The sequence below is a fragment of the Janthinobacterium goodfellowi genome (genome assembly GCF_051380695.1).
Lineage (GTDB): Bacteria > Pseudomonadota > Gammaproteobacteria > Burkholderiales > Burkholderiaceae_D > Janthinobacterium.
Window position 1 is genome coordinate 224940 of sequence record NZ_JBNYXN010000007.1, and the last position, 21005, is coordinate 245944.

16 protein-coding genes are annotated in these 21005 nt (G+C 60.3%); 10 read left to right on the forward strand and 6 right to left on the reverse strand.

Annotation, left to right across the window (positions count from 1 at the left end; all coding sequences use genetic code 11):
• The first annotated feature begins 8 nt into the window (after positions 1 to 8).
• Positions 9 to 1163 carry a patatin-like phospholipase family protein gene (locus ACQ4WQ_RS24225; RefSeq protein ID WP_436500767.1) on the forward strand — a complete coding sequence of 385 codons (1155 nt, stop codon included), beginning with the start codon at positions 9 to 11 and terminating at the stop codon, positions 1161 to 1163.
• A 20-nt stretch (positions 1164 to 1183) separates the two neighbouring features.
• On the opposite strand, the gene ACQ4WQ_RS24230 is transcribed toward ACQ4WQ_RS24225, so the two are convergent.
• The 3 genes from ACQ4WQ_RS24230 to ACQ4WQ_RS24240 are packed head-to-tail and all read right to left on the reverse strand — an operon-like array spanning position 1184 to position 2192.
• Positions 1184 to 1489, reverse strand: a complete 306-nt coding sequence (locus ACQ4WQ_RS24230) for a hypothetical protein (RefSeq protein ID WP_436500593.1) — start codon at positions 1487 to 1489, stop codon at positions 1184 to 1186.
• Between the two features lie 44 nt (positions 1490 to 1533).
• Entirely contained in the window at positions 1534 to 1686 is a 153-nt protein-coding gene (locus ACQ4WQ_RS24235) for a DUF3309 family protein (RefSeq protein WP_010396415.1), read from the reverse strand.
• 59 nt (positions 1687 to 1745) lie between these two features.
• A complete protein-coding gene (locus tag ACQ4WQ_RS24240) occupies positions 1746 to 2192 on the reverse strand; it encodes an outer membrane lipoprotein (RefSeq protein WP_070278587.1) in 447 nt (148 codons plus the stop codon).
• A gap of 268 nt (positions 2193 to 2460) precedes the next feature.
• On the opposite strand from ACQ4WQ_RS24240, the gene ACQ4WQ_RS24245 reads away from it, so the two are divergent.
• The 3 genes from ACQ4WQ_RS24245 to ACQ4WQ_RS24255 all read left to right on the forward strand — a co-directional run bounded on the left by ACQ4WQ_RS24245 (position 2461) and on the right by ACQ4WQ_RS24255 (position 4678).
• Positions 2461 to 3015 carry a hypothetical protein gene (locus ACQ4WQ_RS24245; RefSeq protein ID WP_071078642.1) on the forward strand — a complete coding sequence of 185 codons (555 nt, stop codon included), beginning with the start codon at positions 2461 to 2463 and terminating at the stop codon, positions 3013 to 3015.
• 82 nt (positions 3016 to 3097) lie between these two features.
• Positions 3098 to 3409 (forward strand): BON domain-containing protein, encoded by a 312-nt coding sequence (locus ACQ4WQ_RS24250; protein ID WP_034758914.1) that lies wholly within the window; start codon positions 3098 to 3100, stop codon positions 3407 to 3409.
• Positions 3410 to 3481: 72 nt separating this feature from the next.
• Positions 3482 to 4678 carry an AI-2E family transporter gene (locus ACQ4WQ_RS24255; RefSeq protein WP_414654659.1) on the forward strand — a complete coding sequence of 399 codons (1197 nt, stop codon included), beginning with the start codon at positions 3482 to 3484 and terminating at the stop codon, positions 4676 to 4678.
• 62 nt (positions 4679 to 4740) lie between these two features.
• On the opposite strand, the gene ACQ4WQ_RS24260 is transcribed toward ACQ4WQ_RS24255, so the two are convergent.
• Both ACQ4WQ_RS24260 and ACQ4WQ_RS24265 read right to left on the reverse strand, forming a co-directional pair.
• The gene (locus ACQ4WQ_RS24260) at positions 4741 to 5688 is read right to left on the reverse strand and encodes a YihY/virulence factor BrkB family protein (RefSeq protein ID WP_436500596.1); all 948 of its coding nucleotides are present in this window, start codon (positions 5686 to 5688) and stop codon (positions 4741 to 4743) included.
• Positions 5689 to 5759: 71 nt separating this feature from the next.
• Positions 5760 to 6788, reverse strand: coding sequence for an OmpA family protein (locus tag ACQ4WQ_RS24265; RefSeq protein ID WP_326455905.1), 1029 nt, complete (start codon positions 6786 to 6788; stop codon positions 5760 to 5762).
• A 465-nt stretch (positions 6789 to 7253) separates the two neighbouring features.
• Between ACQ4WQ_RS24265 and ACQ4WQ_RS24270 the strand changes: the two genes are divergently transcribed.
• The 6 genes from ACQ4WQ_RS24270 to ACQ4WQ_RS24295 all read left to right on the forward strand — a co-directional run bounded on the left by ACQ4WQ_RS24270 (position 7254) and on the right by ACQ4WQ_RS24295 (position 20195).
• Positions 7254 to 12998, forward strand: coding sequence for an alpha-2-macroglobulin family protein (locus ACQ4WQ_RS24270; RefSeq protein WP_436500598.1), 5745 nt, complete (start codon positions 7254 to 7256; stop codon positions 12996 to 12998).
• Between the two features lie 17 nt (positions 12999 to 13015).
• Positions 13016 to 15100: a penicillin-binding protein 1C gene (gene pbpC, locus ACQ4WQ_RS24275; RefSeq protein ID WP_436500600.1), complete on the forward strand. Its 2085-nt coding sequence runs from the start codon at positions 13016 to 13018 to the stop codon at positions 15098 to 15100.
• 265 nt (positions 15101 to 15365) lie between these two features.
• Complete coding sequence (locus ACQ4WQ_RS24280) at positions 15366 to 16706, forward strand: HlyD family secretion protein (protein WP_436500602.1); 1341 nt, start codon at positions 15366 to 15368, stop codon at positions 16704 to 16706.
• Between the two features lie 215 nt (positions 16707 to 16921).
• Positions 16922 to 17290, forward strand: coding sequence for a phospholipase A2 (locus tag ACQ4WQ_RS24285; protein WP_436500604.1), 369 nt, complete (start codon positions 16922 to 16924; stop codon positions 17288 to 17290).
• 95 nt (positions 17291 to 17385) lie between these two features.
• A complete protein-coding gene (locus ACQ4WQ_RS24290; protein ID WP_436500606.1) occupies positions 17386 to 17898 on the forward strand; it encodes a hypothetical protein in 513 nt (170 codons plus the stop codon).
• 197 nt (positions 17899 to 18095) lie between these two features.
• Positions 18096 to 20195 carry a peptidase domain-containing ABC transporter gene (locus tag ACQ4WQ_RS24295; protein ID WP_436500608.1) on the forward strand — a complete coding sequence of 700 codons (2100 nt, stop codon included), beginning with the start codon at positions 18096 to 18098 and terminating at the stop codon, positions 20193 to 20195.
• A gap of 63 nt (positions 20196 to 20258) precedes the next feature.
• On the opposite strand, the gene ACQ4WQ_RS24300 is transcribed toward ACQ4WQ_RS24295, so the two are convergent.
• A complete protein-coding gene (locus ACQ4WQ_RS24300; RefSeq protein WP_436500610.1) occupies positions 20259 to 20945 on the reverse strand; it encodes a hypothetical protein in 687 nt (228 codons plus the stop codon).
• Between the last annotated feature and the right edge of the window lie 60 nt (positions 20946 to 21005).

The following is a 21005-nucleotide window of genomic DNA, read 5'->3' on the forward strand; positions in this document are numbered from 1 at the left end:
CCATCTTGATGACGAATTCAAAGACACCGATCAATCAGTTAAATCCCTCGCGCCTGCGCATCGTGCTGGTGCTGCAGGGCGGCGGTGCGCTGGGCGCCTACCAGGCCGGCGTCTACCATGCGCTGCACGAACATGGCCTGGCGCCCGACTGGGTGGTAGGCACCTCGATCGGCGCCATCAATGCCGCCATTTTGGCCGGCAACAAGCACGAGGACAGGCTCGTGCGTCTGAAACAGTTCTGGCAGCGCGTGGCGCACCGCGACAGCGTCGACATGAACCTCGTTTCGGACCAGCAGCGCCGTTCGAACATCTGGCTGGCCACGCTCGATACCGTGCTGCGCGGCGTGCCCGGCTTCTTCAAGCCGCGCATCTTCAGCCTGTTCTCGGCGGGAATCGCCGTCAAGCCGGAAGAGGCCAGCTTTTATGACACCAGCGAGCTGGCCAGCACCCTCGAGGAGCTGGTCGATTTCGATTACCTGAACCAGCCCGGCGGCATGCGCCTGACGGTCAACGCCCTGCGCGTCAAATGCGGCAGCCTCACCAGTTTCGACAGCCAGCGGCAGCCGCTGACGGCGGACCATATCCGCGCCAGCGGCGCCTTGCCGCCCGGCTTTGCCGGCGTGCGCGTCGAGGGCGATTTATATTGGGATGGCGGCCTGTACTCGAACACGCCGCTGGAAACCGTGCTCGACGACACGCCCCACGTCGACACCCTGGTCTTCATGGTGGACTTGTGGAGCTCCGAAGGGCCGGAACCGACCACCCTCGATGAAGTGCAGACGCGGCAAAAGGACGTCACCTTCGCCTCGCGTTCGAAGCGCCATATCGAGGACTACGTCAACATGCATACCATGCAGCACAAGCTGCGCGAACTGTATGCCCGCCTGCCCGAGGACGCGCACAGCCAGCGCCAGGCCGAAGAACTGGCGGCGCTCGGCTGCGACAGCACCATGCACATCGTGCGCCTGCCGTATGCGGGGCGCGACTGGCACATGGCGGCCAAGGATATCAATTTCTCCAAGGGCTCCATCGAGTGGCGCTGGGAGCAGGGCTACCAGGATGGCTTGCGCGCGATCAAGGCGGCCGGCTGGCTGGCCTTTGTCACGGAAGACACGCCGCTCGTGGTGCACGAGTTGCCGCCATACGAACGCGACGCGGCCTGATCAGGCCGCGTTGCCATAGATTACTGCTGCGGATGCGCCGCTACACGCAGTTTTTCCGCGTTCGCCATGTCTTGCCGGTAAGTATCTTGCGCGTCCTTCAGGCAGGTGGCGCGCGTGGCGGACGGTTCCGAACGACATGCTTTTTTGGCCTCGGCCAGGGCGGCGGTGATTTCCTTGCGCAGGGTGCGCAGCTGGGCTTGCGCCGTGCTGTCTTCCTGGTACCAGCGTTGCGGATCGCCCGGCTGCGGCGTGGCCGTCTGTGCCAATGCCAGCGGCGCCACGCTGCAGGCGAACAGGGTGGCCAAGAGTGTGTTGTGGATAGTCATGATATTTCCTCCTTGAAATAAAAAAGGCGCCGCAGCGCCTTTTTTTACAACCTGCCCGTCAGTAATAGCAGGATCAGTATCACTACGACCAGGCCGGCGATGCCGCTGGGGCCGTAACCCCAGTTGCGGCTATGCGGCCAGGTAGGCAGGACGCCGACCAGGGCCAGGATCAAGATGATCAGAATGATGGTGCCCATGGTATCTCCTAGTTGGTGCATGGTCCGGCGCAGGCTTGCGGACAAGCCTGGCCAGGGGATTAATAGCGGTAGACGCGGCCGTCGACGACGCGCACGCGGTTACCTGGGCGCAAATCGTTCGCGTTGTCCTGCACCACGGTGCGGTATTCGCCGTTGTCGAGACGTACGCTGATCTGGTAGGCCTGGGCTTGCTGCCTGCGGCCTTCCACCTGGTTGCCCACCACGCCGCCGGCGACGGCGCCCGCGACGGTGGCGGCCGTGCGTCCGCCGCCCGAGCCGATGGTATTGCCCAGCAGGGCGCCGGCGATGCCGCCGACCACGGCGCCGGCGCCGCTGGTTTGACCGCCACCCTGCACGATCTGGATGGAATCGACGGTGCCGTACATGGCGGACTCAGGCTGGTTGGCCGGGTAATACTGTTGTGACTGTGAAGGACCGGTGGCGCAACCGCTCAATACGGCGGTGGCGGCAAGCATCAGTGCAGCCAAGGTGGCGTTGGTTTTCATTTTATTCTCCTGACGAGGTGAGGGTGTAGTGCCATCTTAGTCACGGCCCTGTCCCTGGTCTGTACGCTGCCGCACGTACTTATTTGCTGCCGGCGCGATCGCTGCATGGCCGGATTTCTGCACAAGCGTTGTTATTTCCCCCTACTTGCCTGCTTGTTTCAAAATAAATTGCTTGTGTACGGCAGCGTACAGAAGAACGGAGACGATCCACGTAAAACGGTAGTCATGCCAAGCAGACATGCTTGGTACCACCAGGGAGAAATACAACATGAACAAGAATAAGCTTTTCACCGCCATCGTCGTCAGCCTGGCATGTGCCGCCTGGGGCGGCCAGGCCGTGGCTGCCACGCCGGAAGCGAAAGCAGCCTACAAGGCGGCCAATGAACAGGCGGGCCTGAATTACAAGCTGGCGCATGCCGAGTGCGAAAAAATCACGGGCAACCCGAAGGATGTCTGCATCGCCGAAGCGAAGGCCGTGCGCGCCTACGATGAAGCAGTGGCGCAGGCGCAATACACGAATACCCTGCGTGCCTACACCAAGGCGCGCATCAAGATTGCCGATGCCAATTACGACGTCGACCTGGCCCGCTGCAATGCGTTGACGGGCAACGACAAGGATGTCTGCGTCAAGCTGGCCAAGTCCACCAAGGTGGCGGCCCTGGCCGATGCCAAGGCAGACAAGAAAGTCATCGAAGCGCGCAGCGATGCGCGTGAAGCAAAAAGAAAAGCCGAGTACAAGGTCGCGACAGAAAAATGCGATGCATTAGCCGGCGCAGCCAAGGATGACTGTATCAAGGCTGCAAAAACCCAGTTTGGCTACTGAGCTCCGTCCGGCGCGCAGTCACCACACTGGTATAAGAAGCTCATTGTGAGCACATTGATTGACCACTCCTAAGGAAAAAACCATGAAATTCACTAAATCTATCGCTACTGGCCTTTTCGTCGCTTCCCTGTTCGCCGTTGCAGGCTGCGCATCGACCCCAACCAAAGAAGGCACGGGCGAGTACATCGACGACGCGGCCATCACCACCAAGGTGAAAGCCAGCATCTTCAACGAGCCTACCCTGAAATCGACGGAAATCAACGTTGAAACCTTCAAGGGCGTGGTTCAGCTGAGCGGCTTCGTGGCCCAGCCAGCCGATGCCGCCAAAGCGGGTGAAGTTGCCCGTGGCGTCAAGGGCGTGAAGTCGGTAAAAAACGACATCCGCGTCAAGTAATGGCCTGACCTGCCGCAGCGGCCAGCCCCACGGCTGGCACTGCGGCCCTCCACCGACCGTCGCGGGAATCGCATGCATATCCAGCCTACAGATACCCCGCCCGAGCCGGTGGCGGCTGCCTCCACCGAGCCTGTCGGGCCACCTCCCGGCGCGCCCGTGGAGCAGCCAGACTCAACCTTGCGTTTGCCGCTGCACGTCAATGCGCGTGGCATGGCCCTGGGCATCATCGCCACCGTCAGCTTCATTTATGCGCTGCAGTGGGCACAGAAATTCCTCATTCCCGTCATCTTCGGCATTTTCATTGCCTATACCCTCAATCCCGTCGTCGCCTGGCTGGAAAAGTTGCGCCTGCCGCGCGCCATCGGCGCCACGGCCGTCACGGCCCTGATACTGTTCGGTTCCATCGTCGTGGTCGAACGCGTGCAGGGCGAATTCGAATCCATCGTGGAAGAGTTGCCGGCTGCCACGCATAAATTGTCGCGGCTGATCGCCGCCAATACGGGCGGCAAGAACAGCACCTTCCAGAAAATGCAGGCCGTGGCCAATGAAATCGAGCAAGTGGCCGCCGGCGCCGAAGCGCGCCGCAACAACCGCCGCGCCGCCGCCGCCGAGGCGCCCAACTTCAAGATCATGGACTGGGTCTGGGCCGGGTCGCTGGGCCTGGTGGGCTTTCTCAGCCAGGCGACCATGGTCATCTTCCTCGTGTTTTTCCTGCTGCTGTCGGGCGACACCTTCAAGCGCAAGCTCGTCAAGCTGACGGGACCGTCGCTGAGCCGCAAGAAGGTCACCGTGCACATCCTGGAAGACATCAATACCTCGATCCAGAACTATATGTTCATGCTGCTCGTCACGAATGTCTTGCTGGCCGTCCTGATGTGGATCGCCCTGCGCGTGATCGGCCTGGAAAACGCGGGCGCCTGGGCCATCGTGGCCGGCTTGCTGCACATCATGCCGTACTTCGGCCCCTTGCTCATCACCATCGCCACGGGGCTGGTCGCCTTCCTGCAGTTCGAATCGCTGGAAATGGTCTTGCTGGTGACGGGTACGTCGATGGCCATCGCCACCCTGGTGGGCACCTTCGTCACCACCTGGATGACGGGGCGCATCGCGCGCATGAATCCCACCGCCGTGTTCGTCAGTCTGCTGTTCTGGGGCTGGCTGTGGGGCGTCTGGGGCTTGCTGCTGGGCGTGCCCATCATCGTCATCGTGAAGGTCGTGGCCGAGCGCGTACAAGGCATGGAAGTGGTGGCGGAACTGCTGGGCGAATAGCTTGCGGCAATGCCAAGAACAACGGCGCCCGCGGGCGCCGTTGTTGCATCCGGAACGCCGATTTACGACTGGTGGCGTTTCAGGATCTTCACTTGCACGTCGCCGTCGTCCGTCTTTGGCATATCCTTCATGCTGCCCAGTTGCAGGGCGAACTGGCGCGTAAACTCGGCGCCCAGGAAGAAAATTTGCGCTGAGTAATATACCCACAGCAGCAGGGCGACCAGCGAACCGGCCGCGCCATAGCTGCTGGCCACGCCGCTGTTGCCGATATACACGCCAATCGCATATTTCCCCAGTGAAAACATGAAAGCCGTGCCCACGGCGCCGATCACCACGTCGCGCCAGGACAGGCGCACGCGCGGCAGCATCTTATAGATGACGGCAAACAGGCTGGCGATGACGGCAAAGCCGATCAGGTTCGACAGGATGGTAAACAGCACGGCCGTGTCCTTCCACACGCCTTCCCAGAAGTTGGCGAGGATGGCCATGGCGGCGTTGACCACCAGCGACACCATCAGCAGGAAGGCCAGCACCAGTACCAGGCCGAACGACAGCAAGCGCGTGCGCACCATATCCCAGGCGCCCGCTTCCTTCAGGGGCGGCACTTGCCAGATTTCGTCGAGGCTGGCCTTCAGCTCGGCAAACACGCTGGTGGCGCCAAACAGCAGCAGGGCGCTGGCGATCAGGGTGGCGATGCGGCCCTGTTCATGGTTTTTCGCGCCGGCCAGCACCAGCTGGATGGCTTCGGCGCCCTGCGTGCCCAGCAAACCCTGCAATTGCCCCATCAGCTCGCCGCGCGCGGCGGCGGGGCCATAGAAAAAGCCGGCGATGGCGATCACCAGCACGAGGATGGGGGCGATGGAAAACAGGGTGTAATAGGCGAGGGCGGCGCCCTTGCTCGAGGCGCGGTGCTCCAGCCATTCGGTGACGGAGCAGACGATGACACTGCGCATCTGCTTGCTGAACGGCGCCAGGCCGGCCAGTATGGGATAGCGGGTAGAGAAATTCATGGTGGCTTTCAATGCAAAAAAGGGGCTCGCGCCCCTTTTTTTTATTCACAAGTGGCGTACCACTGTCGAGCTTACTGCACGCGGCGTTCGATGGTGATCTGTTCCACTTCAACGCGGCGGTTAGGTTCCAGGCACTTGATCAGGTCGGCACGTTTCTTGTTGTTGCATTCCACGACCGGATTGGTGGAGCCCTTGCCTTCGGCCGTCAGGCGGTTGGCTGCCACACCGTGGGCGACCAGGTATTCCTTGACTGCATCAGCGCGCTGCTGCGACAGTTTCAGGTTGTACTTGGGCGAACCGATGCGGTCGGCATAACCACTGATGACGACGTTGTTGACGTCCGGCGATGCGTTCAGCACGCGGGCGATTTCGTCGAGCTTGGTCTGTGTCGGACCCAGCTTGGCGCTGTCGAACGCGAACAGTTCCGTTGCCGACATCGTCACTTTTTCAAAGCGTGCTGGCGGCGGTGGCGGTGGTGGCGGCGGCACGACTACGACGACTTCCTCGCGCGGTGGCGGCGGAGGCGGTGGCGCAGCTGGTGCAGGCGGTTTGTCGAACGCGTAGTTCAGGCCCACGGTGACGTAGTAGTTGTTGTTCTTGCTGTTAGGATCGAAGGTATTGCCGCGCAGGAAGCCGTGCACATTGCGCACGTCGGCCTGGATGGACAGCTGATCCGTGATGCTGGACTGGAAACCCAGGCCCAGGCTGGCGTACGGCGAGCTCTTGCTGCGTTCACCGAAGGCGAAGCTGGTGTCCTTGTCGCGCTGCATGCCGGCACCGACCAGCAGGAAGGGGCGGAAGGCTTTGCGCGAGAACATGTACAAGCCGTCTACGCCCAGCGTGTTTTGCTGGTAGCGCTGACCGTTATCCTTGGAGCGGGCATACGTGGTACCCAGCTGGATATCCCAGTCCTGAGAAACAGGCTTACCGAAGCGCAAGCCTGCGCCATAGCCGGTTTTATCCGCGGAAAAGTCGGAATCTGGCTTGAGTGCGTTGATGCTAGGTTGAATATACCAGGAGGGATTGATTTCCTGGGCCTGTGCGCCGAGGGCGGAGCACAGGACTGCGGCGGCAACGGCGATTTTTTTTAGATTATTCACAAGTAACTCCCAACGTTGATAAGAGATTTTCTCTACAGCATCAAAACGACATCTTGCTACACGTGCTATTGCTAGAGATAGACCACACTTCCAGGTGCGCTTTCTTGCGATAAATGCACTGCTGTTGGACTAGAGAATACGGTTGCAGGTTCAGGTGGTCGGTGCGCTGGCGCACAAAGCATTGTGGTATATCAATAGTGTTGCAGATTCACGACAAATACTTTGGTGTTGAAAAAAACTAATTTGCTTGGTGAAACTTTTACGGCCATTTCTGGCGCCGCGGCAAGAGGCAATCGTACGACTTGTTACCTGCATGCCACTGTATATTAGCAACAATGATGAGCTTGATAACTAATATTACATTGATGTTGTATTCCTGCCGCGTTCTGTTGCTTTTCAGTGCTTCCGCCAGGCAACTTTTGCGCGCCGCAGCCAGCTCCGCCACTTTTCATCAAGGAGTTACCCGTGCCTGACCTGTCCCGTGTTCTTACTTCCCCGCTGCCTGGCAAGCTGGGCCCGCTGTGCCTGCTGCTGTCGCTGGGCCTGGCGGCGCCGGTCTGGGCCGATAGCGGCGTGTCCCTGTTTTCGCCCAGCGGCACGGTCAAGGCCGTGCGCCAGGTGCGGGCCCAGTTCGCCACGCCGATGGTGCCGTTCGGCGACATGGGCTTGCCCGCGCCGTTCGCCATCGATTGCGGCAAGGCCGAGCCGGCCGTGGTGGCAGGCGCGGGGCGCTGGGCCGACGAGCGCAACTGGAACTTCGATTTCGAGCGCGACTTGCCGGCCGGCGTGGCGTGCAGCTTTACCTTGAAGCCGGGGCTGAAGGACCTGGCGGGCCAGGCCTTGCAGGGCACGGCGGCATACCGCTTTTCCACGGGCGGCCCGGCCATCGTCGAGGCCGTACCGTATGACGGCCAGCCGTACATCGATGAAAACCAGATCTTCGTGCTGGGCCTGGACGCCGCGCCGAACGAGGCCAGCGTGGCCGCGAATGCGTATTGCCGCGCCGATGGCATCAATGAAAAGATTCCCGTGCGCCTGCTCAAAGGCAAGGAACTGGAGCAGGTATTGACTCTGCGCAAGAGTTTTCTCGACCGCTACCTGACCGTGTACTTCAAGAAGCGGGGCACGCTCTGGAAAGCGGGCATGCCCGTCGCCAGCAAGGGCGCGCCGCCGCTGCCCGTCACCGTGCTGCAATGCAAGCGCAGCTTCCCCGCCAACGCCAAGGTGTCGCTCGTGTGGGGCGAGGGCATTGCCAGCGCCAGCGGCATCGCCACGGACAAGGCGCAAACCCTGCAGTTCAAGACGCGTCCCGATTTCACGGCCAAGTTCAGCTGCGAGCGCAGCAATCCGAAGGAGCAGTGCATCCCCTTCCTGCCCATGCGCGTACAGTTTTCCGCGCCCGTCAGCGCGTCGCTGGTGCGCGCCATGACCCTGAAGGGCGGCGGCAAGACCTATGCGCCGACGATTTCAAAAGAGGAAGAAAAGGCGGAATTCCTGTATGGTGCCGTCTTCAATGGTCCATTTCCCGTGCAGGCCAGTTTTGTGCTGAGCTTGCCGCCGGGCTTGAAGGACGATGCGGGCCGCGCCTTGCTCAACCGCGCGCGCTTCCCCATGACGGTGCGCACGGGCGAACAGCCGCCGCTGCTGAAGTTCCCGGCCCCGTTCGGCATCATCGAAGCGAAGGGCGACGGCTTGCTGCCCGTCACCGTGCGCAATATTGAGCCCGTGCTGTCGGGCAAGGAAGTCGCGCAAGCCTCGGCTGCCGCCACGGGCGCCACCTTGCGCGTGCCCGACAATGACGACAAGTTCATCATCGAGTGGATGCAGCGCCTGGCCGGCAATGGCGACGGCGGCGAATACTGGCAGCCGTACGCCCAATATGCGGGCAACATGGGCAAATCCGTGCTGGCGGACGCCGCCGGCACGCGCCCCATCAGCCTGCCGCGTCCCGATGGCAAGAAATCCTTTGAAGTGATCGGCATTCCTTTGCTGAAACCGGGCTTTTATGTCGTCGAGCTGGCCAGCCCCATCCTCGGCAAGGCGTTGCTGGGCAAACCGACGACCGCGTATATCCGCACGGCCGCGCTGGTAACGAACCTGGCGGCCCACTTCAAGCATGGCGCGCAATCGTCGCTCGTGTGGGTGACGTCGCTGGACAAGGGCGCACCTGTTGCGAAAGCGCAAGTGGCCGTGCGCGACTGCGCCGGCAAGCTGCTGTGGCAAGGCGCCACGGGCGCGGACGGTGTGGCGCACATTCCCGGCGAGCTGGCCAATTCCAGCTGCAAGAACAATGGCCGCTACTTTATCAGTGCGCGTAGCGGCGGCGACATGACGTTCACCCTGTCGGACTGGGTGGGCGGCATCGAAGCCTGGCGTTTCAACCTGCCCACGGATGACACGCGCGCCGACAACACCCTGCTGGCCACGGTTTTCGACCGCACCTTGCTGCGCGCCGGCGAAACCGTGCACATGAAGCATTTCATCCGCAAGCACACGGCCGAAGGCATGAGCCTGGTCGACAAGAACAACGGTCCCGGCAGCGCCACCTCCATCGTCATCACGCACCAGGGCAGCGACCAGAACTACCAGTTACCGCTGCGCTGGTCCGCCAGCGGCACGGCGGAAAGCGACTGGGTCATCCCCGCCGACGCCAAGCAGGGCGAATACAGCGTAACGATGGCGGGCCGTCCATCCGGCAGTTTCCGCGTGGAAGCGTTCCGCGTGCCGACCATGAAAGCCGTGCTGCAGGGACCAAAGGCGCCCGCCGTGCAGGCAAAGCAGCTGGCCCTCGATGCGCAAATCACGTATCTTGCCGGCGGCGCGGCCACCAACGCGCCCGTCAAGCTGCGCACGGTACTGCAAGACAAGAGCGTGACGTTTGCCGACTATCCCGACTATAGCTTCAGCAATGGCGACGTGAAGGAAGGCCTGGTGAAACAGGGCACGGGCTATGACGACGATGAGGGCGAGTGGCAGGACGAAGGCCGTGGCGGAGCAGCCGGGCCTGGCGCGACGGCTGCGCGCACGCAAAGCTTGACCCTGGACAAGGCGGGCGGCGCGCGCATCGTCATCGACCAGTTGCCGCAGCTGTCCGTGCCGCGCGACCTGGTGGCGGAAATGGCTTTCCAGGATGCAAATGGCGAGACGGCCTCGGTTGCCACGCGCGTGCCGCTGTGGCCGTCAAACTATGTGATCGGCATCAAGCCCGACGCCTGGGCCTTGAGCAAGGATGCCTTCAAGTTCACGGTGGCCGTGCTGGGCACCAATGGCAAGCCCGTGGCGAACGCCCCGGTCGCCGTCGACTTCTTCCAGCGCAACAGCTATTCGCACCGCCGGCGCCTGATCGGCGGCTTCTATGCGTATGAAAACAGCAGCGAAGTGGTCAAGCTCGGTCCCGCTTGCAATGGCAAGACGGATAATAAAGGCCTGTTGATCTGCGACGTGAAGGCACCGGCCAGCGGCAATCTGGTGTTGCGCGCCCGCACGCAGGATGCGTCCGGCAACACGGCCGTCGCCAACCGCGAAACCTGGGTGGCCGGCAGCGGCGACTGGTGGTTCAATGCCAGCGACAATGACCGCATCGACGTGCTGCCGGAAAAGAAACGCTATGAGCCGGGCCAGGAGGCCAGCCTGCAGGTACGCATGCCATTCCGTTCGGGCACGGCGCTGATCACGGTCGAGCGCGAAGGCATCCTCGACACCTATGTGCGCCAGCTCAATGGCCGGGAACCGGTGGTGGCCATTCCGGTCAAACCGAATTACGCACCGAATGTGTATGTGTCCGTGTTTGTCGTGCGGGGGCGTGTCGATGGCGTGCAGCCGACGGCCCTGGTCGACCTGGGCAAGCCAGCCTACAAGATGGGCATCGCGCCGCTGAACGTGGGGTGGCAGGCGCATGAACTGAACGTCATGGTCGTGTCCGACAAGGAAGTGTATCAAATGCGCGACAAGGCGGAGGTGTCCGTGCGCGTGCGCCGCGCCGATGGCAAGCCGCTGCCGGCGGGCGCCGAAGTGGCGCTGGCGGCCGTGGACACGGGGCTGCTGGAACTGATGCCCAACGATAGCTGGAAGTTGCTCGACACCATGATGGCGCAGCGCAGCCTGCAGGTGGAAACGGCGACGGCGCAGATGCAGGTGATCGGCAAGCGCCATTTCGGCCGCAAGGCCTTCCCAGCCGGCGGTGGCGGCGGCAAGGGCGCCAGCCGCGAACTGTTCGACACCCTGCTGTTCTGGAAAGGCACCGTCAAGCTCGACGCCAAGGGCGAAGCGACGGTGCAGGTGCCGCTCAACGATTCCTTGACGGGCTTCCGCATCGTCGCCATCGCCAGCGCCGGCAAGGAATTGTTTGGCACGGGCAGCACGGATATCCGCAGCTCGCAAGACTTGATTTTGATGTCGGGCTTGCCGGCCCTCGTGCGCGAAGGCGACCAGTTGCGCGCGGGATTCACGGTGCGCAACACCTCGGCCGCCCCCTTGAGCGTGGAACTCAATGCCAGCGCGGCCGGCAAGGCGCTGCCGCGCCAGAGCTTGAGCCTGGCGGCGGGCGAAGCGCGCGAAACGGGCTGGGATTACCAGGTGCCGCTCGGCGCGCAGAATATCGTGTGGGAGATAGTCGCGAAGGCGGGAAACCATACCGATAAACTGAAAATCACGCAAAAGGTAGGTCAGGCCACGCCCGTGCGCACGTATCAAGCCACCTTGCAGCAGATCGACAAGCCCATCAATATGTCCGTGCAAATGCCAGCCGGCGCCTTGCCGGGCCGGGGCGGCCTGCAGACCAGCTTTGTCGCCAAGCTGGGCGGCGAGCTGCCCGGCGTGCGCGAGTACATGGCCGCCTACCCGTACACCTGCTTCGAGCAAAACACGTCGAAGGCCATCGCCCTGCAAGACCAGGAGGCGTGGAACAAGCTGGCCGCCAGCCTGCCCGCCTACCTGGACGGCGACGGCTTGCTGAAATACTTCCCCATCATGGAGCAAGGCAGCGACAGCCTGACGGCCTACGTGCTGTCGGCAACTAAAGAGGCGGGCTATGCGATTCCGGAACAGACGAAGAACCGCATGGAAGCAGCCTTGACTGCCTTTGTGCAGGGCAAGATCGTGCGCCGTTCCGCGCTGGCCACGACCGACCTGGCCGTGCGCAAGCTGGCGGCGCTGGAAGCGCTGTCGCGTTCGAATAAAGTGCCGCCCGATGCGCTGGAGAGCATCAGCATCAGCCCGAATTTGTGGCCCACTTCCGCCGTCATCGACTGGAGCTTGTTGCTGCAACGCACGCCTGGCTTGGCGCGCCGCGATGCGCTGCTGGCCGAGGCGCAGCAGATTCTGCGTTCGCGCCTGAATTTCCAGGGCACGACCATGGGCTTTTCCACCGAGCGCAAGGATAACTGGTGGTGGCTGATGGTCTCCGGCGACGTCAACGCCAACCGTTTATTACTGGCCGTGATGGACGACCCGGCGTGGAAGGATGATATCGGCCGCCTCGTGCGCGGCAGCATGGGTCGCCAGAAGAAGGGCCGCTGGGATACGACGGTGGCCAACGCCTGGGGCACCCTGGCGATTGCCAAATTCTCGGCCAAATTCGAATCGACGCCGGTGACGGGCGCCAGCGCCGTCAAGCTGGGCGGCGATACGCAGGCGCTCGTGTGGAATGGCGCGGCGAAAGTGGGCCCCGTGCTGCAGGCGTGGCCGAAGGGCACGGATACGCTGGGCCTGGCGCACAGCGGCACGGGCAAGCCGTGGGCCACCGTGCAAAGCCTGGCGGCCATCCCGCTCAAGGCGCCCGTGTCCAGCGGTTACACGATCAGGAAAACCATCACGCCCGTGGAGCAGAAGACGGCGGGCGCCTGGTCGCGCGGCGACGTCTACCGCGTGCGCCTGGAGTTGTCGGCGCAGGCGGACATGAGCTGGGTGGTGGTCGACGACCCGATACCCGCCAGCGCCACGGTACTGGGCAACGGCCTGGGCCGCGATTCGCAGCTGCTGACGGCCGGCGAGAAATCCACGGGCTGGGTCTGGCCCACGTTCGAGGAGCGCGCGTTTGACGCTTTCCGCGCGTATTACGCCTTCGTGCCGAAAGGTAACTGGAGCGTGGAATACACGGTGCGCCTGAACAATGCCGGAGATTTCAGCCTGCCGGCCACGCGCATCGAGGCCATGTATTCGCCCGAAATGTTTGGCGAGTCGCCGAACGCGAACGTGAAGGTGGGGCAGTGAGGAGTGCCATCTTTGCCATGAGCTGCCTGCTGTCCGGCCCGGTCTTCGCCGAGGCGGTCCTGACGCCGGCCCAGGTGCAGGCGGCCTACCGCAGTTCGGAAGCGCAATTGCTGGACAGGGGCGGCGCACCGCTGCAATCGTTACGCGTGGACATGAAGGTGCGGCGCTTGCCGTGGGTGCCGCTGGCCGATATCTCTCCCGCCGTGCAGCAGGCCGTGCTGCTGGCGGAAGACCAGCGCTTCATGCGCCATGGCGGCGTGGATGTGTCCGCGCTGGCCACGGCCGCCTGGGATAATCTGTTTTCGAAAAAGCCCCGGGGCGCCTCGACCATCACCATGCAGCTGGCAGGCCAGCTCGATGCGGATTTGCAGGCGTCCTCGGGAGGGCGCAGCCTGCGCCAGAAATGGGACCAGATGCGCGCCGCGCAAGCGTTAGAATCCAGTTGGAGCAAGGCGCAGATTTTCGAAGCCTATTTGAACCTCGTGTCGTTCCGGGGAGAACTGCAAGGCATCGCCTCCGCCTCGTACAGCCTGTTCGGCAAGGCGCCGTCGGGCCTGAACCAGACCGATGGCATCATCCTGGCCAGCCTGGTGCGCGCGCCGAATGCGCCGCCGGCCACCGTCACGCGCCGTGCTTGCGCGCTGGCGAAGGAGTGGCGCATGGACAGCAGTTGCCAGCTGATCGGCCAGCGCGTGCAGACGGCCTTGCAGCGCAACGCGCTGTATGCGGAGCTGGCGCCGGCGCCGCAAGTGGCACAGCAACTGCTGAAACAGCCGGGCGCCCAGGTCGCCAGCACCCTGGACGGCCCTTTGCAGCGCTTCGCGCAGGAAAACCTGCGCCAGCAGTTGGGATCTTTGCGCGAGCGCAATGTCAACGATGGCGCCATCATCGTGCTAGATAACCGCAGCGGCGAGATCCTCGCCTATGTCGGCAATGCGGGCGGCAGCCACGTCGATGGCGTGACGGCCCTGCGCCAGGCCGGTTCCACCTTGAAACCGTTTTTATATGAACTGGCCATCGAGCGCCGGCTGATGACGGCCGCCTCCGTCATGGACGACTCGCCGCTCGACGTCGCCACGGCGTCGGGCATGTATGCGCCGCAAAACTACGACCGCAATTTCAAGGGGTACGTCAGCGCCCGCACCAGCCTGGCCAGTTCCCTCAACATTCCCGCCGTGCGCACGGTGCTGCTGACGGGGCAGGACGGTTTTTATAACCGCCTCAAGGACGTGGGCCTGGCTAGCCTGACGGAACCGGCCGAATACTACGGCCCTTCGCTGGCGCTGGGCTCATCCGAAGTGACCCTGCTGGAACTGGCCAACGCCTACCGTGCGCTGGCCAACGGCGGGCTGTACAGCACGGCCAGCCTGCAGCCGGGGCAGGCTGGCAAGGACAGGCGCCGCGTGATGGAAGCGGGCGCCGCCTTCATCGTCGGCGATATCCTGGCCGATCGCGCCGCGCGCAGCATGACGTTTGGCTTGCGCAACGAGCTGGGGACGAATTTCTGGAGCGCCGTCAAGACGGGCACGAGCAAGGACATGCGCGACAACTGGTGCATGGGCTACTCGGAACGCTACACGGTGGGCGTGTGGGTGGGCAATTTCGATGGCAAGCCCATGTGGGACGTGTCGGGCGTGACGGGCGCCGCGCCCGTGTGGCGCGACGTGATGGATTATCTGCACAGGAACGTGCCCAGCCATGCCCCGAAAGCGCCGCCCGGCGTGCTGCAGCAGATGGTGGCGTACCAGCCCGCGCTGGAAGCGCCGCGCCGCGAATGGTTTATTGCTGGCACGGAAAGCCCCGTCATCGCCGTGCTGGGCGACACCGTGAAGCCGCCCGCCATCGTGTATCCGGCCGAGGACAGCATCCTCGCCATCGACCCCGACATCCCGCCCGCCCTGCAGCGCGTCTTCTTCCAGGCCCAAGGCAGCCACGCCTTGCGCTGGGTGCTCGACGGCAAGGACCTGGGCGGCGCGGCGGAAAGCATCAGCTGGCGCCCCGTGCCGGGCAAGCACGCGCTGGCCCTCGTCAATGACGCGGGCAAGACGGTGGCGCAGGTGGCGTTCCAGGTGCGGGGGAATGCGCTGGCGCAGCTGTATTAGTTCCGAGGTGTTGCGGCTGCCATTCGCTTGTCCTGCTGTTTGAATCATGCGCATTTATCCATTTTGTCAGAAAAAATGAGGCGCTGCGCCTGTCGTGGATGCTGTCTTTATCGGAATAGTCGCTGGAATAGCAAAGTAAAAATATCGGCGGAAATATGTAGATAAAAGGTTTTAAAAAAAGTTAGCAAAAAATATTTACATTTCCACTGGGAAAGTATATTCTCGCTGTCTTCTGGTCCAAGACCGCTAGATTTTCCGCATTCCTATGTCGATGAATAATGAAGTCGAATTACCCTTATTTCGGTCGGAAGTTGTTGCCTCGTCAAATCAACAATGCTTGGGCGCCATTCGATTGGCGCAGCCTTTATCCAGCTGGTTAATCGCAGGTTTTTCGATCATGATTGCAGGTGCATTGATTGTTTTTGTTGTGATGGGGAGCGTGACAAAAAAAGCACGCACGGCTGGGATATTGGTTCCGGATACGGGAAGTCTTGGAATTCATGCACCCAATGAAGGTATTTTAATTCGCAGCCTGGTGCGTGAAGGCGAACGAGTATTCGCTGGCCAGACATTGTTCGAATTATCGACAGAGCGTCAAAGCAGCAGTGGTGAGTTGACGGTATTAATCGCTCAACAATTAGCCAGCAGGCAGCAAAGCCTTGATGCTGAACAACGCGTTCGTATTGCACAGCATGATGATAAAAGAGCGGAAATTGTTGTCCGCTTGAAAAATCAGGAAACAGAGATGTTGCAGCTTGCACAGGAAATCGAGCTGGCAGAGCGGCGTTATAGTTTGTCGCAAGAGAGTTTAAAAAAATATGAAACCTTGCAGGCAAATGGCTACGTTTCTCCAGCACAAACCCAGCAAAAGCAGGAAGATCTCATTGATCTGGGTGTGCGCGTCTCCAGCCTGACCAGAACCCGTCTCCAGTTGCAGGCTAACCGACTCAACCTCGAGGCTGAGCTGGCGGCCTTGTCGAATACCTTGTCCACCGATCTTGCTCAACTGCAAAGGGCGCAGGCCGTATTAAAGCAAGAGGTTGCGGAGAACAGCAACCGTAAGGCGAGTCTGATCACTGCACCGCAGCCAGGAACCATTACCACCATCACCTATCAACCGGGCCAGGCTGTCAATGCTGGCCAGGCGCTGGCAACCTTGATTCCACAAGCAACATCGCTTGCCTCCGGACCTAGCTTACAGCAGCAGGGCCCCGCTCTGGAAGTACACCTGTATGCGCCGAGCCGTACCGCAGGGTTCGTTGCGATTGGGCAGCTTGTGCAGATTCGCTATCAAGCCTATCCCTATCAAAAGTTTGGCTTGCAGCGCGGCATCGTGACTGATGTGAGCAAGACGCCGTTTGCGCCTGCCGAATTGCCACAGAATATTGCCAGCACCATCCTCTCCAATGCCCAGCAAAACATTGCCGGATTTAATGGCAATGAAGCGTTATATCGCATCAAGGTCAAGCTCGAGCGCCAGACGATAGACGCTTATGGGCAAGTGCAGGCACTCAAGCCAGGAATGACGCTGGAAGCGGATGTAATACAGGACAAGCGAAAAATATGGGAATGGATTGCGGAACCATTGCTGGCCATGACGAGTTAGGCCGCCGTCATGCGGCGTCGCCAATGTTGTTTTAATCATCTCGGCAGTCGCGCCTTGGCGCGATAGCAAGTGTTAGTAGGGAGCAGAACGAACGGGACATAATCCCATCCGCTCTGCTTTTGCTAAGAACCGGTCAGCGTGTGACAGCACGCTGACCGGCGGTATCAAACCATCTTTCCGGATGGTCAACTCAACCTTGAAACAGGATAACAAAAATGCGCATGATTGTATTAAAAGAATTGGCCGTGGTAGCGGGTGGCGGCGACGGTTGCACCTTGGTGCCGGACGCACCGTTTGGCTATGATTTCCGGAGCGCCTGTGATCGGCACGATGATAACTATTCCGCAGGTTCCATGGTAAGCCGGGCAGACGCTGACTCGATGTTCAAGGCAGATATGCACAATATTTGCGCGACAAATTATAACGATTCGTTCGGATGCAACGTGATGGCGGAAATTTATGGCGCCGGCGTATCCTTGTTTGGCGGCGCCTTTTACGAGGGCAATGGTGGATCGAGTGGTGGGTCAAATGGTGGCATCACCGGTTCTAAGTATCTTTCTGAAATAATCAATGACGAAATGTAATTAGAGTCCGTGGCCTGGAGAAGGGGTATGAAAAATACTGCCCCTTTTTTTTATGCTGAGAAATAAATTGCAGAAATAATTTTGTGGAGATTCAGTTGCTGAAATTTTATTTTATCGTTGTTTTTTTGGGGTTCGGGACAATGATGCTGCCAGGGCAAGCTGCCGAGAAAATAGTAGGTGCTGCGGAAAGAACAGTCAATGTCAGAGCATTGGATTTTGGCTTCATGAAAGAGCCACCTAATCGAAAGATAAAAAACAGGGTAGATCTGTCCGAAATTAAGACTGCCGAAGATTTGGCTGTGGTGAAAGAATCTATTAACCAAGTAATGGACTTTTTCCAGGTTTATAGCCAGGTTCGAGCAACACAGGCATCATTTTCCGCGCTTGCTACAAGTAACGGGATCAAGCAGATGCGATTTCCTCCCAAAATAGATAACATAAATTATTATATATCGAAAAAAATGTGGAATTGGGTGGTGCATGATTCGCAAACTATTTCCTTGACCGTGGATTTCCGCGGCATGCCGCCTGATGCCGGCGTTCATCGTGATACCTTTGTATTTGTGAAGAGAGATGGCATATGGCTGTTTGATCGCCATGAATTCTAGCAAGGAATATTCGCCAGCATAGAACCATTCTTGCCGATCGCGCCGGGCTGATTCATTGATCATGCCGCCAGGTAGTGTATTTCTCATCCCATTCGCAACATCGGTTTTCGACGAAGGCTAGTTGTCGAAGGGGTCAGGCGTCGCGCGTCTTTTTTCGGGCTTGTCTGCGGCAAGCCCTGTTCCTCATTATCCAATTTATGCACACTGTTCTACAAACGGAGTCCAGCGAATGTGGGCTGGCCTGCCTTGCCATGGTGGCCAGCCATTATGGCCATCACACGGACCTGGCCGAATTGCGCCGCCGCTTTCCCATCAGCTTGAAAGGGGTCACGCTGGAGCAACTCATGCGCCATGCCGCATCGATGCAGTTGGCGGCGCGTCCGCTGCGTCTCGAGCTTGATGAGTTGTCGAAGTTGCAGGTTCCCTGTATTTTGCATTGGAATCTCAATCACTTCGTTGTCCTGAAAAAAGTCAGCAAGACGTGGCGCGGCGTGACCATGGTGACGCTGCTCGATCCTGCTATCGGCGAACGCCGTTTGCCGCTGGGCGTTGTCTCGAAGCATTTCACAGGTGTGGCCATGGAGCTGGCGCCGAATGCAGATTTTGTCGTGGCCGATGAGCGCCGCAAAGTTGCCATACGTGATTTGACTGGACATGTACTTGGATTGCGTCGTGCGCTGGTGCAGATACTGGCGCTTGCGCTTGCGCTGGAGATTTTTGCGATTGCTTCCCCTTTGTTCAATCAGTTCGTCATTGATGAAGTGATCGTCAGCGGTGATCAGGACTTGCTGAAGGTGCTGGTGTGTGGTTTTGCGTTGTTGATTGTGACGCAGACGGCGATCGGCCTGGCACGTAGCTGGTTTTTGATGCGCTGGAGCATGGATATAGGGTTGCAATGGTCAGTGCGTATCTTTGCCCATCTGACGCGCCTGCCGTTGTCTTTCTTCGAGAAGCGGCATCTGGGCGATGTCGTTTCGCGTTTTGGCAGTATCGCCTCGATACAGGGGACACTGACCAGCCTGTTTGTTGAAAGTGCGCTCGATGGGTTGATGGCCATGCTGGCCTTGGGCATGATGTTCATGTATAGCCCCAAGTTATCGTTCCTGGTGTTAGCCGCCGTCCTGTTGTATGTGTTGCTGCGTTGGGCCTTTTATCAGCCGTTGCGCGAGGCATCCCAGGAACGCTTGATCTTGTCGGCAAAAGAAAGCAGTCACTTCCTGGAAACCATTCGTGCCATCATGCCGTTGAAACTGTTTGGGCAGGAAGCGGAGCGGCGGGTACGTTGGCAAAACCTGAAGCAGGATGTGATCAATCGTGACGTCAAGACGCAGAAATTGAGCATCCTGTTCAAGGTAAGCAGCACCACCATTTTCAGCGTGCAGGGGCTGGCCCTATTCTATGTCGGGGCCGAACTGGTCATGAAGAATGCGCTGACGATAGGCATGCTGATGGCTTTTTCCAGCTACGCGGGAACTTTTTCCTCGCGGCTGTTCAGTCTGGTCGATTTGCTGGTCAACTTGAAGATGCTGAGTTTGCATGCCGAGCGTTTGGCCGACATTGTGCTTGAACCAGTCGAAGCGCTGCATGAGCAGGAAACGGATTTGCATCGTTTTGATTGCAGCCTGACCCTGAAGAATATCCGCTTTCGCTATGCGGAAGGCGAGCCCTGGATACTCGATGGCATCGACTTGCATATCCCTGCCGGCCAGAGCCTGGCCTTGGTCGGTCCCAGCGGCTGCGGCAAGACGACCTTATGCAAGATTATTCTCGGCTTGTTGGCGCCCAGCGAGGGTGAAGTCTTGATCGACAATGTTCCCATTACACAGATCGGGCTGCGTGCATACCGTCAACTGGTAGGCACGGTGATGCAGGACGATGTGTTACTGGCCGGATCGTTACAAGACAATATCGCGTTCTTTGATGCCCGCGCCGAGCGCGACGTCGTGGAGCGCTGCGCAAGACAGGCGGCAGTCCATGATGAAATTGCGCAGATGCCGATGGGTTATCAGACCCTGATTGGGGACATGGGAAGCAGCCTGTCTGGCGGGCAGAAGCAGCGCATATTGCTGGCCAGGGCCTTGTATAAGCAGCCGCGCATATTGGCACTGGATGAGGCAACCAGCCATCTGGACATGAATAATGAACGCAAGGTCAATCACGTACTAAGCCAGATGCGGCTCACGCGCATCATGGTGGCGCACCGTCGTGAAACGATCGACGCTGCCGAACGCGTCGTTGGATTGCAAGCAGGAAAGGTCGTGGAATTACGTCCAGCACAGCCTCTGGCCGCCGCATGAGCATGACGGAAGGGGCGCTGGGCACCAGGCGGTGGAGCAGTGGTCTGGCTCCCCCAGAAATCGTCAAGGCGCGCTGAGGATCTTCGTCAGCGCAATGCGATACGCGGGCTGCACGTCGCCATCCTTGTCCAGCTTGTCCGTCATGATCACGCCGTAACCTTGCGCGTACCACACGTATTCGCCGCTCTTGCCTTTGCTCTTGCCACCGACGTCGCGCAGTTCGAACTTGCAGGCGTCGGGGAAGCGGCGCCCGCCCAGTTTCAGGCGTTCCCAGCCCAGGAAGGTGATCGAGAAATCGCGTTGATCGGTGCGCGTGGAGGTGGTGATCTTGTCGGACAGGCCCGCCAGCGGGTAGTGGGTGCTCGTTTGCGTGTCCGTGAACTGCACGCGCACTTCCTGGCCCGGGCGCATTTTGGCGGGGATGGCGGACTGCGGCGCGTAGACGTTCTTGCTGCGCACAGTGCCGTCTTCGTTGTAATGGACCGTGCCCGTCAGGAATACCTGGCCGTCGCGGATGTCCTGGTAGGACGTGGCCAGCAGCACGCCGCCGTCGAGGATCAGCTGGATACCCTTGAGTTTCTTGCCTTCGAAGACTTCCTCGACGTTGACTTGCGCGTCGCCATTGTTCTTGCTGAACTTGACGCCCGTCGTCAGTTCCATGCACTCGCCCACCGTGGGAGCCGCCTGTACGCCCGCGGCCGCCAATACGCCTGCCGCCACCAACACTTGCCATGCTGCTTTCATTGTCATCCCGGCTATCTTGTAAAGGCGCGATGATAGCGTGCCTTGGAGCAATGTGGCGCAGCGCTG